Genomic DNA, 15,317 nt, shown 5'->3' with positions numbered 1-15,317 from the left:
GTTAAGCCTGTGTGGCGTCATGTCATTATTAATATTAATAATGACATGACAGGCTAAGAACTAAGAGGAGGAAGACCCCAAAAACCCTCCCAAAACCTCCAGAAAAACTGTCAATGCTTTGTCTTGCCGTTTAGCACTATTGGACTATGCCACGATGCCGCATAATAAAGAGGTACAGGACACCTATGCTCATCAGGTGCGTAGGTTTAGCAGGCACATATACTCATCACTCTATACAGTTGGAGACACTATGAAAATCGCTGTTGTAGGAACCGGACTCATTGCAACATATGCGCTGCCTAACCTTGCAAGCTGGGGCTGGGATGTGGCAGCTATTGTGGGAACGGAGCGATCTGCGCAGAAGACTCGCGAGCTTGCACACACGTACCATGCCCAAGCGTTCAACAGCTACGATAGCTTCTTGAGCGCTGTCAACAATGGCTTAACCTGCGATGCTGTATATCTTGCGGTGCCAAACCACCTCCACCACCAGCTCACGTTACAAACAATTGCCGCTGGCCTTAACGTTATTCTCGAGAAACCCTTTGCGAGCAATGTCACACAGGCTTACGAGCTTGTGCAGGCCGCACGTCAGGCAAACGTCTTTTTGCTTGAGGCCATTACTACGTTATATCAGCCCAACTATCTTAAGCTGCAAGAATGGTTGCCGCGCATTGGGCAGGTTCGTATTGCGTCGGTTAATTACAGCCAGTACAGCAGCCGCTATGATGCATTTTGTGCGGGTACCATTTTGCCAGCATTTGACCCTGCAAAATCTGGCGGTGCACTTATGGACTTGGGCACCTACTGTATTTCTTGGCTGGTTGGTCTGTTTGGCAAGCCCACATCTGTGCAGTATCAGGCTAATATTGCGCGCAATATAGATACGTCGGGTATTACTACGCTGGACTATGGCAGGTTTAAGGCTGTAGCTATTGCAGCAAAGGATTGTGGTGCTCCAGCTATCAATACTATTCAGGGTGAGAAAGGCTATCTTACGCAAGAGCTTGCACCCAATGTGTGTGGTGCCGTTACTTTGCATCTTAATGATGGTACACAGCAGCATTATGATGTTGCTTTACCCAACCGTATGGAAGCAGAGTTTTGTGAGTTTGCTCGTATCATTGCACAAAACGATCGCGGTGTCTGCGAGCAGCGTCTTGAGCAAAGTCTAACCATTGCGCAGGTTCTTACTGATGCCCGAGCTAGTGCGGGGATTGTGTTTCCCGCGGATGAATGCGCAAACAAATGTACAAACATACGCGCAAACTAGGATAACTACATAAACAAGCGGCTAAGATACTGCATCTTTGCGTACTTCTTGATGCCCATAAGACACCTGCGTTTCTCGGCAAAATGTAACGATTGTGCGATGAATGCGCGTTCACGGCGTTGTTTTTGCCTAAGGCTTGTATCGTAAGGTATATGACTTCGTCGATAAAAGCAGCGTTTGCCAAAAAGGCGCACCAAACAACCGAAGAGAAGTACCACGAGATGATTGAGCGACCCATTGCTCCGCTCATTACCTCACTGGCAATTCCGTCCATCATGGCTAACTTAGTTACTGCGTTGTATAACCTGGTGGATATGTATTTTGTGGGTCACATCAGTACCGCTGCATCTGGTGCTATTGGCATTTCTTTTGTTGCCATGACAGCAATCCAGGCAACAGGATTTTATTTTGGTCAAGGTACCGGTAATGCTATTTCTCGCTATTTGGGAGCTCAGCAGCAGGAAAAAGCAAATATTATGGCTTCGACTGGTCTAGTGTGCACCTTTGTAGTTGGTCTGTGTATTGCATTGCTGGGCAACATATTCATTGAACCACTGTGCATCTTGGCCGGTGCAACATCCACCATTTTGCCGTATGCAAAGACGTTTATTGGTATTATTTTGTGTGGCGCCCCTTGGATGGCTGGGTCCATTTTGCTTAATATGCAGCTACGCTTCGAGGGCGAGTCGCTCTTTTCTATGCTGGCTATTACCACGGGCGCTGTGCTTAATGCGCTGCTCACTCCTCTTCTCATTTTTGGGTTTCATCTGGGCATTGCTGGTAGCGCAATCTCTACTATTAGCTGCGAGTTTATTGGCTTTGTCCTACTGCTATTTGAGGCTCAAAAAATTGGCCTTACCCCGCTGTCTTTTAAGTGGGTGCGTCCTACTACAGAGCTTTTTCGCGAGATAAACAACGGAGGTGTTCCCTCATTTATACGCCAGCTTATGCTGGGTATTGCAACTACGCTGCTAAATAATGCGGCTGCTCCTTTTGGCGACGCCGCTGTTGCTGCTATGGCCATTGTTCAGCGTATAACTGGATTTGCTAACTATATTCAAATTGGCATTGGTCAAGGGTACCAGCCAGTATTAGGGTATAACATTGGCGCTCGCCACCATGAACGCGTATTAGAAGGGTATACTTTCGCATTACGCGCAGCCACGATTTGCGTTCTTATCATTGGTGTAGGCACCTGTGTGTTTGCACCACAGCTTATTTGGATCTTCCGACAAGATCCTGATGTTGTAGCCATTGGTACGCTTACGCTGCGCGTAGCAAGCTTCTCTGCAGCGCTTACCGGCGTGGCTATGATTACCAACTTCATGCTGCAAACTTCGGGACATGTATGGGGTGCATCCATTTTAGGCGCATGTCGTCTGGGATTGGTTTTAGGGCCAGCCGTAGTAATCATGACGCATTTCTTTGGTTTATTGGGTGTGCAATTGGCACAGCCTGTGGCAGATCTCATTACGTTTTTTGTGGCAATTCCATACGCAAAGATTACGCTCTCACAATTTAATACCACGGCAAAGGTGGAAGAAAGCATCCGAGAAATTCAAGCTTGGATTTGGCAATAAAATTTCCCTACACCTCGCGCCCGCTAGCAAACTTGCTCATATCTAACTCAATATCGCATGCAATCATGACATTGTTTGCACGACGATTGGGTTGTGTAGTGTCTTCAGGTATAAGGTATACGTGCTCAAACTCTTGTTTAAAAATATCGAGCGTACGGTACAAATGCTCGGATTTCTTCCCTTCCAGCGGAGCAATAACATTGGCAAGATACAGGCCCTTCTCGCTAAGGTGCTCGTGAATAATACGAGCGCCCTTGTTGGTTCCCATAGGGCCAAGGGGTTTTACGCCAGAAAAAGCATCGTTAATTACAATATTAAACGTGCGGTTGCTATTGCGTAGCCACTCCCAACCATCAGTGTTTATCAGTTCAAGTCTGCCGGTTGTATCGGTATCAAAATCGTGGATAAGGTCATCCAAAAAAAAGTGCTCACGAGCAATGTTGGTAATAATCGGATCAATCTCTACGGCACTTACCTGCATGGTAGGGTAGTGCGAGATAAGGTATTTGGGAAGGGAATAGCCTCCGCCTCCAATAACTACGCAAGAATCTTGCGGAATGTTTTTCTCGGTAAGAATGAGGATACGTATAAAGCTACGGTGATACTCACATACCAACTCATTGCGCAGCTCGGGGTCAATGTAGCTAATGGACTGAAAAGCGTTATGTACATTGAGCAGCCTAATAGCCGTGCCGTCCTGATCTTCTGAATCAAAAATGAGCGCCTGACCAAACATGGTTTTAGGAATAAAAATGATGCCGCGTTTTTTAAGTCCCCAGGCTAGTAGACGCTTAAACATAAGCGCCATGACAATCCACAAGACAAGATTGCCGCCCCAAAATACCAGTGTGGATGTGTTCAAACCCATAAGTTTCTACTCTAACGTTAATAGTGAGAAAAATTACATGTTCTACGTGGTAGGATAACCCAATACGTAAGTAAAGTTTGTGTACTTGCGTGTATACCTTTTATACTGAAGGGTACCAAATTGAGTGTAGCGGGCCGTTGGGTCCATTTAAATGGAGGTATTTATGATTCTTGGAATGGGTCCTTTGGAGCTCGTTATTATTGCGGGAATTGTTCTTCTTATCTTTGGGCCTAAGAATCTTCCTAAGCTTGGTAGTACGGTTGGTAAGACCGTCAAGAACATCCGTGAGGGCATGGATGAGGACACTAAGTCCAGCAAGGATGAGGCTACCGAGGCTGAGGTTGTTGATAAAGACGCTGAGTAATTCATCTGCGTTTGTATGTCCTAGTATTTTTCCGGATTAGTTTTCGATGTAGAGAGTAGAGCATGGATAAAGAAATCATCCTTACTCCCGAAGGCCGACAGAAGCTTGTAGACGAGCTTGAGTGGCGCGAGGGCGAGAAGCACGCCGAGATTATTGTCGCCATTAAGGAAGCGCGCGAGCAGGGCGACCTTTCGGAAAACGCTGAGTATGATGCCGCTAAGGAAGAGGAAGCTCAGAACGCAGCACGCATTGCCGAGATTCGCAAGATTTTGTCTACCGCAAAGCTTGCAGAAGCTACTACAGGTCGTGCAACCATCGTATCCATTGGTTCTACCGTTGAGGTTTCTAACGAGAAGGGCAAGAAGTCTTCTTACACCATTGTGGGTACTACAGAGACTGATTCGCTGTCCAACCGCATTTCTAATGAGTCTCCCGTTGGCGCTGCTCTTATTGGTGCCAAGATTGGCGAGACGGTAGAGTATGTAACTCCTTCCGGTAAAACTCGTACTCTTAAGGTTGAGAAAATCTCAAGGTAATGAGCCGCTCACTTTAAGTCTTTGCGCGTTTTGGGTAGACGGCTTATGTCGCTCCCAAAGCGCGTTTATTTTTTGATATCGCAACAGAGTGTACTTGACGATATATTGCCCATTCACTGCCGAGCGAAAGGAATCTCATGGCAGCAACAGATCAAGAGACCCCGGTAAACATTAACGACGAGCGTGCAATTCGTCGTTCTAAGCGCCAGGCTCTTATCGATGCCGGCATCGACCCCTATCCTGCCCGCTCTAAAGTGACCGCGCATGCAGCAGATCTTATTGCTCAGTATGCAAATCTTACAGATGGCGAGGATACGGATGATGTTCAGTCCCTAACGGGTCGTATTCGCGCATTCCGTCGTCAGGGTAAGCTGGCTTTTATCGTGCTACAGGATGTAACTGAGTCTATCCAACTTTTTTGTCGTCACGATGTGTTGGGCGATGCGGCGTGGGAGTTGCTTAAGCAGTTTGATGTAGGCGATATTATTGGTGTGACTGGTCCTGTGGTGCGCACTAAGCGCGGTGAGCTTTCCATTGCTGCTCAAGAGATTCAGATGCTTGCTAAATCCTGCCGCCCTCTTCCTAACAAGTGGAGTGGTCTTACGGATAAAGAAACTCGTTACCGTCAGCGCTACGCAGATCTTATCGTCAACCCAGACGTTATGACTACATTCCGCAACCGCTCACGTATTATCTCTGCTATTCGTCGTTACATGGAGGAGAGCCAAGGCTACATTGAGGTGGAAACTCCCATTTTGCAAGAGACCTTGGGTGGAGCCAATGCCCGTCCTTTCATTACTCACTTTAATGCGCTTGACCAGGAATGCTACCTGCGCATTGCTACCGAGTTGCACCTTAAGCGCTGCATTGTTGGCGGTATGGAGCGTGTGTTTGAGATTGGTCGTCAATTCCGCAATGAAGGCATGGATCAAACACACAACCCTGAGTTTACTTCTATGGAAGCTTACTGCGCGTACTCTGATCTTGAAGGTATGAAGCGTCTGACCGAAGGCTTGTTCCAGGCAGTAGCTACAGCTGTTGGTAAAGGTGATGTTATTACCTATCAAGGTAAGGAGATTAGCCTTAAGACGCCGTTCCGTTCCGCACCCATGAGTGAGCTGGTAAGCGAGGTAGTGGGTGAAAAAGTGTCTATGGAGACGCCCGTCGAGCAGCTTCGTGAGCTCCTTGATGCGCGTGGTTTGCATTATGAGCAGGAGTGGGGCGTAGGTAGGCTTATCTTTACGCTGTACGATGAGCTGGTAGAGCAAACTTTGGTTAACCCCACCTTTGTATGTGATTATCCCGTTGAAGTGTCACCTTTAGCTAAGCGCAAGCCCGAAGATCCGCGTTTGACCGAACGCTTTGAGATGGTTGTTGCTGGTCACGAGTATGCTAATGCCTTTACAGAGCTCAATGACCCTGTGGATCAAGAGTCGCGCTTCCAGGCACAGGTGGACGCAAAAGCTGCTGGTGACGATGAAGCCATGGAGTACGACTACGACTACGTTCGTGCTCTGGAGTACGGCATGCCTCCTGCAGGTGGTATTGGTTACGGCATTGACCGCATGGTTATGCTGTTTTGTGATGAACCTTCCATTCGTGACGTACTTCTCTTCCCGCATATGCGCCCAGAGGATTTTGGTGGTTCCAACAAGAAGCAGGAGAAGAATATGGCAGCAGAAGTTTTGGATGCAGGTATTACTCGTGAGAAGGCCTTTGAGTTGCTCAAACAGTACAACGAGGATGAGTATCACATTTTGCATGGCCAGCAGGTAGAGGCACTTATGCGCTACTTTGCCAAGCAGTACGATCCTGCAAATGAAGAATTCTGGGGTCTGGTTGGCCTGTTGCACGATTTGGATTGGGAGAAGTGGGAGGATGACCAGCTGCACACCGTTAAAGCAGCAGAGTTGCTTGCAGAGGCTGGCGCCAATCCTGCATTGGCTCATTCCATTCAAACACACAACTACGACATGAATCCCGAGCTACCTACTCCCACTCACAAAATGGAGTGCGTCTTGTTTGCAGTTGACGAGCTTTCTGGTCTTATCAATGCGTGTGTCCGCATGCGCCCCAGTCACTCGGTTATGGATTTTGAGCTCAAGAGCCTTAAGAAGAAGTTCAAGACCAAGAGCTTTGCTGCTGGTTGTGACCGTGATGTTATTAGGCACGGTGCTGAGCTTATGGGCATGGAGCTTGATGAATTGTTTACCTCAGTTATTAATGCCGAGAAACAAATGGTGCCCACTACCGAGTGCTTTGAGTAAGCCTGATTGTACGTACAGCTGTTTACTATACGGCGCCCATAACAGTTAAAACGAGCAGCTTCGATGGTTGTCGAGGCTGCTTTTGTGTGGAGAAGTGCTTATGGTATATGTCTGTTACCTACTAGGAGGTATTGCAAGACCGCATACGGGGTACACAACAAAGCAGAAAATCAGGCCATTGCATGCAATGGCGGGAAGGGGTTATCCCATATGTTTGAGAAGTTTACCGATAAGGCCAAAAAAGTTATGTCGCTTGCACAGGACGAAGCACGTGGTCTTGGTCAGATGTATGTAGGTACCGAGCATTTGCTGCTGGCTCTTATTAAAGAGGGCGACGGAATTGCAGCTCAAGCGCTTGATAAGCTAGAAATTACCTACGAGGAAACCTTGGCTACCATTAAGGAGTTGTCCAAGTCTGAGGAAGAGGAAGTTCCTGGCGGTCATATTCCTTTTACGCCGCGCACCAAGCGTGTTTTAGAAAATGCATATCGTGAGACCATGCTGCACGGTCAAACCTATATTTCCACAGAGCATTTGCTGTTGGGCATCGTTCGAGAGGGTAATGGCAGTGCCATGACGGCATTAGCTCGCTTGGGTGTCTCGTCAGATGCTATTCGTAATGCCGTTAATGATCTTATCGATAAGAGCCCGGAGTCTACTCGTCCTACCGCGCAGGTGCGCATGGGTGGCGATCCCATGATGATGGGGTCCCAGGCTGGCGAAGGCTCCATGCTGGAAGAGTATGGCCGCAACCTTACCAAGTATGCAACCGAGGGCAAGCTTGATCCTGTAGTTGGTCGTGACCGTGAAATTGAACGTGTCATGCAAATTTTGGCTCGTCGCCAGAAAAACAATCCTCTTATCCTGGGTGATCCTGGCGTTGGTAAGACAGCCATTGCAGAGGGCTTAGCGCAACTTATTGCCAACAATGAGGTGCCTGATATTTTGCGCGGTAAGCAAATTTGGACCTTAGATGTGTCTGCGCTCGTAGCGGGCTCCAAGTATCGTGGCGAGTTTGAGGAGCGTCTTAAAAAGGTTGTTGCTGAGGTTGCTGAGTCTAATAACGACATCTTATTTATTGATGAGATGCACACCATCATTGGTGCTGGCGCTGCAGAAGGTTCCATTGATGCTGCATCTATTTTGAAGCCTCCGCTGTCTCGTGGCGAGATTCAGATTATTGGTGCTACCACGGCAGAGGAATATCGCAAGCATATCGAGAAGGACTCTGCACTCGAGCGTCGTTTCCAACCCGTTATGGTGGGTGAGCCTTCCATCGAAGATGCTATAGAGATTATCCGTGGCTTGCAGGATCGTTATGAGCACCATCACCATGTGCGTTTCTCGGATGGAGCCATTGTGGCTGCGGTTACCCTGGCAGATCGTTATATTCAAGATCGCTTTTTGCCAGATAAAGCCATTGATGTTATTGATGAAGCAGGAGCGCGTACGCGCATTCATACCATCAAGACACCGGACAATATTGTGGATGTACAAAATCAGCTCAAAGAGGTTACCGCCAAAAAATCCGAAGCGGCATCCGCTCAAGAGTTTGAGGAAGCAGCTCGTTTGCGCGATCAAGAGCGTGAACTTACGTCTCAGCTAGAGGATTTGGAAAAAGCCTGGCGAGAAGAACTTGATTCCAATATTGTGGACATTACAGAGGACGATATTGCAGATGTAGTAAGTAGCATTTCCCATGTGCCTGTCTCTACGCTTACCGAGACTGAGGCTTCTAAGTTACTGCGCTCCGAAGAAGTGCTACATCAGCGTGTTATTGGTCAAAATGAGGCGGTTACTGCGGTTTCTAAGGCAATTCGCCGTAGTCGTTCTCCGCTCAAAGATCCTCGCAGGCCTGGTGGCTCGTTCATTTTCCTTGGTCCTTCTGGTGTAGGTAAGACTGAGCTTGCAAAATCACTTGCGGAGTTCTTGTTTGGTAGCCAGGATGCGCTTATCAGCTTTGACATGTCTGAGTTTATGGAGAAGCACAGTGTCTCCAAGCTTGTTGGTGCTCCTCCAGGATATGTGGGTTACGACGAGGCGGGCGAACTTACTAAGGCTGTTCGTCGTCGTCCTTACTCTGTTGTTCTGTTTGACGAGATTGAAAAGGCTCATCCCGATGTCTTTAATGTCTTGCTGCAGATTTTGGACGAAGGTCGTTTGACTGACGGGCAGGGCCGTAAGGTAGATTTTTCCAATACGGTAGTCATTATGACTTCAAACATTGGTGCTCGTCAGATCGCCACTACCACTACCATGGGCTTTAGTGCTTCTGGCTCTAATGGCCTGTCCGATAAAGAAATCAACTCGCGCGTTATGAGTGAGCTTAAAAAACTTTTCCGTCCCGAGTTCCTTAATCGTGTGGACGAGATAGTGGTATTTAAGTCCCTTACCACAGAGCAGCTGCGCGGTATTGTGGACCTTATGGTGCTTGACCTGCGTGATCGCATGATTAAAAACGGCATGTCTATTGAGTTGACGGACGCTGCTCGCGATCTTATTTCTAAGGAGGGTACCGATCCTATTTATGGTGCTCGCCCCTTGCGTCGTGCAATTCAAACTATGATTGAGGACCAGCTTGCAGAAGAAATGCTTCAAGGTAAGTGGAAGTCGGGCGACATTGTGCTTGTAGATTCCGACGGCGAGAAACTCACCTTTACGCATACGGAAGGTAGCATTCCACAACTTTCTAAGCGCGTTCACATGGAGCTTCCAAGTGCCCGTACTAGTTGGACAGCGGGAGCGCCTAGTGTGTCTAAGCCAGCAGGTTCTGGTGCAAGTGGCTCGGGTTTATCGGCAGCCAGCGAATAGCGTAACTTGTACGCATAGGTTTTAAAGAGAGATACCGTCTGGGGGCAGTAATAAGGCTCCTAGGCGGTATACTTACTTTTATCTGTCTGTATATGATGGTCGTGCGTAAGGTGCGGCAGCGGTAAAGCAAAGGAGCGATTATGGATATGCCTACGGACTGCTCAGTTGTTGCTTCCTTAGACGAGGCAATTCGCCTTACTGCCCCTGGAACCGCATTGCGACATGCCTTGGACATGATTATTGCGGGTAATTTGGGTGCCCTTATTTGCGTGGGGGATTCTGATCGTGTGCTTGCTGCTGGTAATGATGGCTTCCCACTCCATATTTCTTTTACAGCTAATCGTTTGTTTGAGCTGTCCAAGATGGACGGCGCCATTGTTATTGACCGTGATTTAACGCAAATCATGCGTGCAAATTTCCATCTTAATCCAGACGCTTCTTTGCCTACTACCGAGACGGGTATGCGTCATCGTACCGCTGCACGCATGAGTTTGCTTACCAACGCAATGGTTATCTCGGTATCTGAGCGTCGCCAAGTAGTTAACATTTACGTGAATGGTCGTTCATATCAAATTCGTACAGTAGCCGAGCTCATGACTCGTGTAAGTCAGTTGTTGGCAACCTTGCAAACTACGCGTCAGTTGTTGGATCGCAGTCTTTTGCGTTTGACTTCGCTCGAGTTGGATAACTATGTAACGCTTGGAGATATTGCTAGTATTTACAGCCAATTTGAGCTTCTCAGCGCTACCGATCAAAACTTGCAGGACATTATTGCGCAGCTTGGTGTGGAGGGACGCACGGTAGAGATGCAGCGCATGCAGCTTGTGGGCGACATGGACAGCGAATACAGCCTTATGATTCGTGATTATGCGAGCAGTTCTACCGTAGAACAAGCCCACAAAATCCGTGAACAATTCCAGTCTTTGGCAGCCAAAAACGAGCTGGATATCAAAAATATTGCCTATGTATTGGGCTATGAGGACCGTAAAGAGGACAGTGTTATGGTTCCGCTGGGCTTGCGTACCTTATCGCGTATTTCTGTTGTGCGCGAGGGTATGGCCGATAAAATTGTGGATGAGTATGGTTCCTTGCAAGAGCTACTTGACGATATTCAGCAAAATCCCGAGCGCTTGGACGAGATTGGCGTTCGTAACTCAGTCATTTTGGCAGATAGTCTTCTTAAGATGCATGGAAGGCAGTAATCTATCGTGAAGTGCACGTTGGAAAAGCCGGCTACAAGCTCTGGATTTGCACCCACAGCACAAGCCCAACTTCAAGAACTTGATGAATTTCAAATCACGCCAGATACCTGCGCTATTATTGCTGCCGGTGGTTCGGGTGTGCGCTTTGGAGACCCTCGTGGTAAACAGTTTGTAGACCTATGCGGCCTTCCTCTTATTAGTTGGTCCCTTTTAGCCTTTGATGAGGCACCTTCCATCTCTTCTATTGTTATTGTTTGTGCTACAGAACGTATGGATGAGATGCGTTCTCAGACGGTGGACATTCTCATCCTACATACACCCGTGTATTTTGCTCCTTCGGGTACTACGCGCCAAGAGTCCTGCTATTCAGGCTTGCTACGTGCTCCACAAACGGCAAAATACGTGGCCATTCATGATTCTGCGCGTCCCCTCATTACGCCCGAGGGCATAGAAGATACCATTGCGCGTGTACGTGCTGGTGCAGATGGTGCACTGCTTGCTCATCCTGCAACGGATACCCTTAAAGTTGTTAAGAAGGGCTGTGTTGTGCAAACGCCTGACCGATCACCCTATTGGTATGCGCAAACACCACAGGTATTTGGTCGAGAAGCTATTTTAAAAGCACATAAACAAGCACGCACTCACCATATTGTTGCGACGGATGACGCTTCGCTTATGGAGCATCTTGGTGCCCGTGTGGAGGTAGTGTCTACGCCAGCTGCTAACCTTAAGGTGACGGTTCCCGAAGATCTTATTCTTGCGGAAGCTGTTTTACTTGATCGTTTTGCCAAAGCTGCAACAGGTGGTGAATTGTAGTGCTTCGTATTGGACATGGGTATGACGTGCATAAACTTGTTCCCAACCGCGAACTTGTTTTGGGTGGTGTAACCATTCCTCACTCCAAAGGGCTTCTCGGTCACTCGGACGCGGATGTGCTTACTCATGCATTGGCGGATGCCATTTTGGGTGCGCTCCGCGAAGGAGATATGGGCAAGCTGTTTCCAGATACAGATCCGGCATATAAGGATGCTAATTCTCTTGAACTATTGCGTCACGTTGCAAAGCTCATGCGTTCTTATGGGTTTGAATTGCTCGACTGCGATTGTACTATTGCGGCTCAGGCACCAAAACTTGCATCGCATAGGGAGGAAATGCGATGTAACCTGGCCGCTGCCATGGGCGTTTCTGTAGACTGCGTAGGAATTAAATCTACTACTACCGAGAAACTCGGTTTTGTTGGACAGGAACAAGGCATTGCAGCATGGGCCGTTGCACTTTTGGAAAAGTAACACCTCATACGCTTGCAAAAAGCGTATAAGCATAACCAAGGAGAAGTCATGCTTGTATATAACAGCCAGCACCATAAAAAAGAAGAGCTCACGCCCATCGAACCAGGTAAAATCCGTATGTATGTGTGTGGACCAACCGTGTATGACCAAATCCATATTGGCAATGCACGCACCTTCTTATCTTTTGATGTTATCCGTCGCTACCTGCAGTACAAGGGTTTTGACGTTACTATGGCTCAAAATCTTACCGATGTGGACGACAAGATTATTAACCGTGCTCATGAAGAAGGCCGTAGCTCTGCAGAAGTGGCCGAAGAATACTCCAACGCATTTATCGATATTATGCGTAAGTTTGGCGTGGCAGACCCCGATATCCGTCCTCGCGCAACGCAGGAAATTACAGCCATGCAGGACATGATTCTTACGCTTATCGATAAGGGACATGCTTATGCAGCTAACAATGGTGACGTGTACTTTTCTGTTCATTCCGATAAAAACTATGGCATTCTTTCTGGACGTGACCTTGATCAGTTGCGTGCGGGTGAGCGTGTAGAGGTCAACGAGGATAAACGCAACCCCTTTGACTTTGCTTTGTGGAAGGCTGCAAAACCTGGTGAGCCTAGTTGGCCCAGCCCTTGGGGAGATGGACGTCCTGGTTGGCATACTGAGTGCTGTGCCATGATTCATCGCTATCTAGGTACTCCCATTGATATTCATGGTGGCGGCCAGGATCTGGTATTTCCTCATCATGAGAACGAGACTGCTCAAGCTATGTGCGCTTGGGATGCGGCACTTGCAAACACGTGGATGCATACGGGTATGTTGCGCGTAGACGGAGAAAAGATGTCCAAGTCTTTGGGTAACTTTTACACGCTTAAAGAGGTGTTGGATAAGTACCCCGCACATGCTGTACGCTTGCTTATGCTCCAAACACACTATCGTGCTCCGTTGGACTTCTCGTTTAGCCGCCTTGATGGTACCCTGGGCACGCTTGAGCGCCTGAGTGGTTGCGTACGCAACCTTATGTGGGCGGCCAATAATTCTGCAAGTCCTGCGCATGAACTTGCGGAATCAGATAATGTGCTGGTAGCAGCTACCACGCAGGCCAAGGCAGACTTTGTGGCGCAGATGGATGATGACTTCAACACGGCTGGTGGATTAGCTGCAATCTTTGCACTTACCACTGCGGCCAATACCTATCTTGACCAAAATGCAGGCAATGTTGTTGCTTATGTGGCAACAGATGCTGCAAATATGCTGGTAGAGCTACTGGCTGTCCTAGGTATTGATCTTTCTGCGTCTACTCAAAATGAGCTTCCTGCACAGCTTATTGATCTGTCTGCCAAGCTTGCAAACTATGCTGGCGAGTCTACAGAAGAAGCCGCTCAAGCTCTTCTTGATGCTCGTCAACAGGCACGTGCCGAGAAAAACTGGCCGCTTGCAGACTCTATTCGCGATGCCATTGCCGAGCTTGGACTCACCATCGAGGACACCGCTGCAGGTCCACGCCTCACCACAAAGGGGCGTGCTGTTCGTGGCTAAACCAAATTCGTCCAAGCGCGCCAGCGCCTCCCGCGCTGGCGGCAGCGCTCGCCCAGACTCGCGCTTTGGCAATTCCGCACGTGGTAACGGTTGTAATGCAAAATCTTCAACAGGTCGCTCTGATCGTAATGAGCGTTCCGGTCGTCGTACCAAATATTCCAATGGTGTACGACGTTCTGCAGGGCATCCTCAGCGCTCTGCTCGAGGCTCGGTGCGTGATACCTCTCAACTGTATGACCTTATCGAGGGTCGTCGCGCTTGTACAGAAGCACTGGATACCGGTGTTCCTATTGCAAAGGCACTGGTACTGTCTGGTGCTACTTCTGCTCATAGTGCGGCTGATGCTTCTCTTAAAGAACTGGTAGATCGCCTTAATACAGCTGGCATTTCTGTGGAAGAGGTGCCTCGCGCAATTCTTGACAGCATGTCTTCGCACGGAGCGCACCAGGGTATTATGCTGCGCACACGTCCATTTCAGTATGCGGAACTCAATACCATTATTCAGCGTGCTACCAGCAAAAACGAACTTGTCATCGTGCTTGATCACGTAACGGATGAAGGAAACTTTGGCGCTATTGTGCGCAGTGCAGAAGTTGTTGGCGCTGCAGGTGTAGTTATTGCAAAGGCTCGTGCTGCTCGTGTGGGCACTGCGGCCTATAAAACTTCTGCAGGTGCTGTATTGCATCTGCCCATTGCTCAGGTTTCTAATCTTGCTTCTGCGCTTGATGAGCTCAAAAAGGCGGGCTTTTGGGTAGTTGGCTCTACGGAACATGCTACTCAAAACGTTTGGGAGTCCCCCATGAATGGCCGTCTTGCGCTTGTTATGGGTTCAGAAGGTAATGGCATTTCTCAGTTGGTGCTTAAGAAGTGTGACTTTAGCTGTAAATTGCCTCAACGTGGTTCGGTAGAGTCTCTTAATGTGGCTCAAGCTGCAACAGTCATGTGCTATGAATGGATGCGTCAGGTTACCTGCAAGCAAGCTGCCTTAGGTGAGGCGCATGAGTAAAAAGCCTCTTGAGCTGCTTGTGGTGGATGGTTATAACGTCATCTTTAAAACTCCTCGCTATACCAGTCTCATGGATACACCATCTACAAAATCGCTTTCTGCAGATCCCTTTGATCGCGCACGTGAGCTGCTTATATCGGATGTTGCTGCCTACGCTCAGCACCGTTTTACTCCCGTCATCGTGTTTGACGGTTCTGGCAATGTAAGTCCAGACCGACCCAATCTTAAGCGTGCAGGAGTGCAGCTTATCTTCTCTAAAACGGGTGAGAGTGCAGATAGTGTTATTGAGCGTCTGGTAACGCAATGCCGCTTGGAGGAGCGCGACGTAACAGTGGTAACTTCCGATAACACCATCAGGGCTACTGTTGGTGGAATTCCTGTTACGCGCATTTCGAGTACGGCTCTTATTAGCGATGTTCAAATAAGCGAGGTGGAATCTCGACAGACCATGGTAGACCAAGGTCGCAAGCGTTTAACTGTTGCAGATCGTCTAGACGCATCTACTATCGAGAAACTCAATAAGCTGTTGGGTAAATAAGGTTTTTCACTCATATGCAAAGGCTGTGGCAGCAAAAATAC

At 48.3% G+C, this 15,317-nt stretch carries 13 protein-coding genes; 12 read left to right on the top strand and 1 reads right to left on the bottom strand.

Annotated elements, in window-relative coordinates:
- Positions 1 to 250: 250 nt before the first annotated feature.
- On the top strand, positions 251 to 1,273 hold the full coding sequence (locus G469_RS0101345) for a Gfo/Idh/MocA family protein (protein ID WP_028263516.1): 1,023 nt from the start codon (positions 251 to 253) through the stop codon (positions 1,271 to 1,273).
- Positions 1,274 to 1,425: 152 nt separating this feature from the next.
- A complete protein-coding gene (locus tag G469_RS0101340; RefSeq protein WP_035425221.1) occupies positions 1,426 to 2,853 on the top strand; it encodes an MATE family efflux transporter in 1,428 nt (475 codons plus the stop codon).
- Between the two features lie 7 nt (positions 2,854 to 2,860).
- Here the strand turns inward: G469_RS0101340 and G469_RS07960 are convergent, their stop codons facing one another.
- Complete coding sequence (locus tag G469_RS07960) at positions 2,861 to 3,721, bottom strand: spermidine synthase (RefSeq protein WP_051353679.1); 861 nt, start codon at positions 3,719 to 3,721, stop codon at positions 2,861 to 2,863.
- Between the two features lie 163 nt (positions 3,722 to 3,884).
- Between G469_RS07960 and G469_RS0101330 the strand changes: the two genes are divergently transcribed.
- The 10 genes from G469_RS0101330 to G469_RS0101285 all read left to right on the top strand — a co-directional run bounded on the left by G469_RS0101330 (position 3,885) and on the right by G469_RS0101285 (position 15,276).
- Positions 3,885 to 4,085, top strand: coding sequence for a Sec-independent protein translocase subunit TatA/TatB (locus G469_RS0101330; RefSeq protein ID WP_028263514.1), 201 nt, complete (start codon positions 3,885 to 3,887; stop codon positions 4,083 to 4,085).
- Positions 4,086 to 4,147: 62 nt separating this feature from the next.
- The gene (gene greA / locus G469_RS0101325; protein WP_028263513.1) at positions 4,148 to 4,621 is read left to right on the top strand and encodes a transcription elongation factor GreA; all 474 of its coding nucleotides are present in this window, start codon (positions 4,148 to 4,150) and stop codon (positions 4,619 to 4,621) included.
- Between the two features lie 137 nt (positions 4,622 to 4,758).
- Positions 4,759 to 6,888 carry a lysine--tRNA ligase gene (lysS, locus tag G469_RS0101320; protein ID WP_028263512.1) on the top strand — a complete coding sequence of 710 codons (2,130 nt, stop codon included), beginning with the start codon at positions 4,759 to 4,761 and terminating at the stop codon, positions 6,886 to 6,888.
- A 210-nt stretch (positions 6,889 to 7,098) separates the two neighbouring features.
- Positions 7,099 to 9,699 carry an ATP-dependent Clp protease ATP-binding subunit gene (locus tag G469_RS0101315; RefSeq protein ID WP_028263511.1) on the top strand — a complete coding sequence of 867 codons (2,601 nt, stop codon included), beginning with the start codon at positions 7,099 to 7,101 and terminating at the stop codon, positions 9,697 to 9,699.
- 140 nt (positions 9,700 to 9,839) lie between these two features.
- Positions 9,840 to 10,901: a DNA integrity scanning diadenylate cyclase DisA gene (gene disA / locus G469_RS0101310; protein ID WP_084522260.1), complete on the top strand. Its 1,062-nt coding sequence runs from the start codon at positions 9,840 to 9,842 to the stop codon at positions 10,899 to 10,901.
- A gap of 18 nt (positions 10,902 to 10,919) precedes the next feature.
- Positions 10,920 to 11,717, top strand: coding sequence for a 2-C-methyl-D-erythritol 4-phosphate cytidylyltransferase (gene ispD, locus G469_RS0101305; protein ID WP_245579095.1), 798 nt, complete (start codon positions 10,920 to 10,922; stop codon positions 11,715 to 11,717).
- Entirely contained in the window at positions 11,717 to 12,190 is a 474-nt protein-coding gene (gene ispF, locus G469_RS0101300) for a 2-C-methyl-D-erythritol 2,4-cyclodiphosphate synthase (protein ID WP_028263508.1), read from the top strand. Before ispD ends, ispF begins: the two co-directional genes overlap by 1 nt.
- Positions 12,191 to 12,238: 48 nt before the next feature.
- Positions 12,239 to 13,732: a cysteine--tRNA ligase gene (gene cysS, locus G469_RS0101295; RefSeq protein ID WP_028263507.1), complete on the top strand. Its 1,494-nt coding sequence runs from the start codon at positions 12,239 to 12,241 to the stop codon at positions 13,730 to 13,732.
- Positions 13,725 to 14,738 (top strand): 23S rRNA (guanosine(2251)-2'-O)-methyltransferase RlmB, encoded by a 1,014-nt coding sequence (gene rlmB, locus G469_RS07955; RefSeq protein WP_051353678.1) that lies wholly within the window; start codon positions 13,725 to 13,727, stop codon positions 14,736 to 14,738. Before cysS ends, rlmB begins: the two co-directional genes overlap by 8 nt.
- Entirely contained in the window at positions 14,731 to 15,276 is a 546-nt protein-coding gene (locus G469_RS0101285) for an NYN domain-containing protein (protein WP_028263506.1), read from the top strand. The genes rlmB and G469_RS0101285 overlap by 8 nt, the downstream gene beginning before the upstream one ends.
- Positions 15,277 to 15,317 lie beyond the last annotated feature (41 nt).

Origin of the sequence: Atopobium fossor DSM 15642, assembly GCF_000483125.1 — a bacterium.
Lineage (GTDB): Bacteria > Actinomycetota > Coriobacteriia > Coriobacteriales > Atopobiaceae > Atopobium > Atopobium fossor.
The sequence above is the reverse complement of the archived record's forward strand: the minus strand, read 5'-3'. Positions and strand labels throughout refer to the sequence as shown.

Bases quoted from the DNA above. Each gene is read 5' to 3' on its own strand.
- disA (WP_084522260.1), top strand. From the start codon at position 9,840: ATGGATATGCCTACGGACTGCTCAGTTGTTGCTTCCTTAGACGAGGCA.
- cysS (WP_028263507.1), top strand. From the start codon at position 12,239: ATGCTTGTATATAACAGCCAGCACCATAAAAAAGAAGAGCTCACGCCC.
- G469_RS0101315 (WP_028263511.1), top strand. From the start codon at position 7,099: ATGTTTGAGAAGTTTACCGATAAGGCCAAAAAAGTTATGTCGCTTGCA.
- G469_RS0101285 (WP_028263506.1), top strand. From the start codon at position 14,731: ATGAGTAAAAAGCCTCTTGAGCTGCTTGTGGTGGATGGTTATAACGTC.
- greA (WP_028263513.1), top strand. From the start codon at position 4,148: ATGGATAAAGAAATCATCCTTACTCCCGAAGGCCGACAGAAGCTTGTA.
- G469_RS07960 (WP_051353679.1), bottom strand. From the start codon at position 3,721: ATGGGTTTGAACACATCCACACTGGTATTTTGGGGCGGCAATCTTGTC.
- G469_RS0101345 (WP_028263516.1), top strand. From the start codon at position 251: ATGAAAATCGCTGTTGTAGGAACCGGACTCATTGCAACATATGCGCTG.
- lysS (WP_028263512.1), top strand. From the start codon at position 4,759: ATGGCAGCAACAGATCAAGAGACCCCGGTAAACATTAACGACGAGCGT.
- G469_RS0101330 (WP_028263514.1), top strand. From the start codon at position 3,885: ATGATTCTTGGAATGGGTCCTTTGGAGCTCGTTATTATTGCGGGAATT.
- G469_RS0101340 (WP_035425221.1), top strand. From the start codon at position 1,426: ATGACTTCGTCGATAAAAGCAGCGTTTGCCAAAAAGGCGCACCAAACA.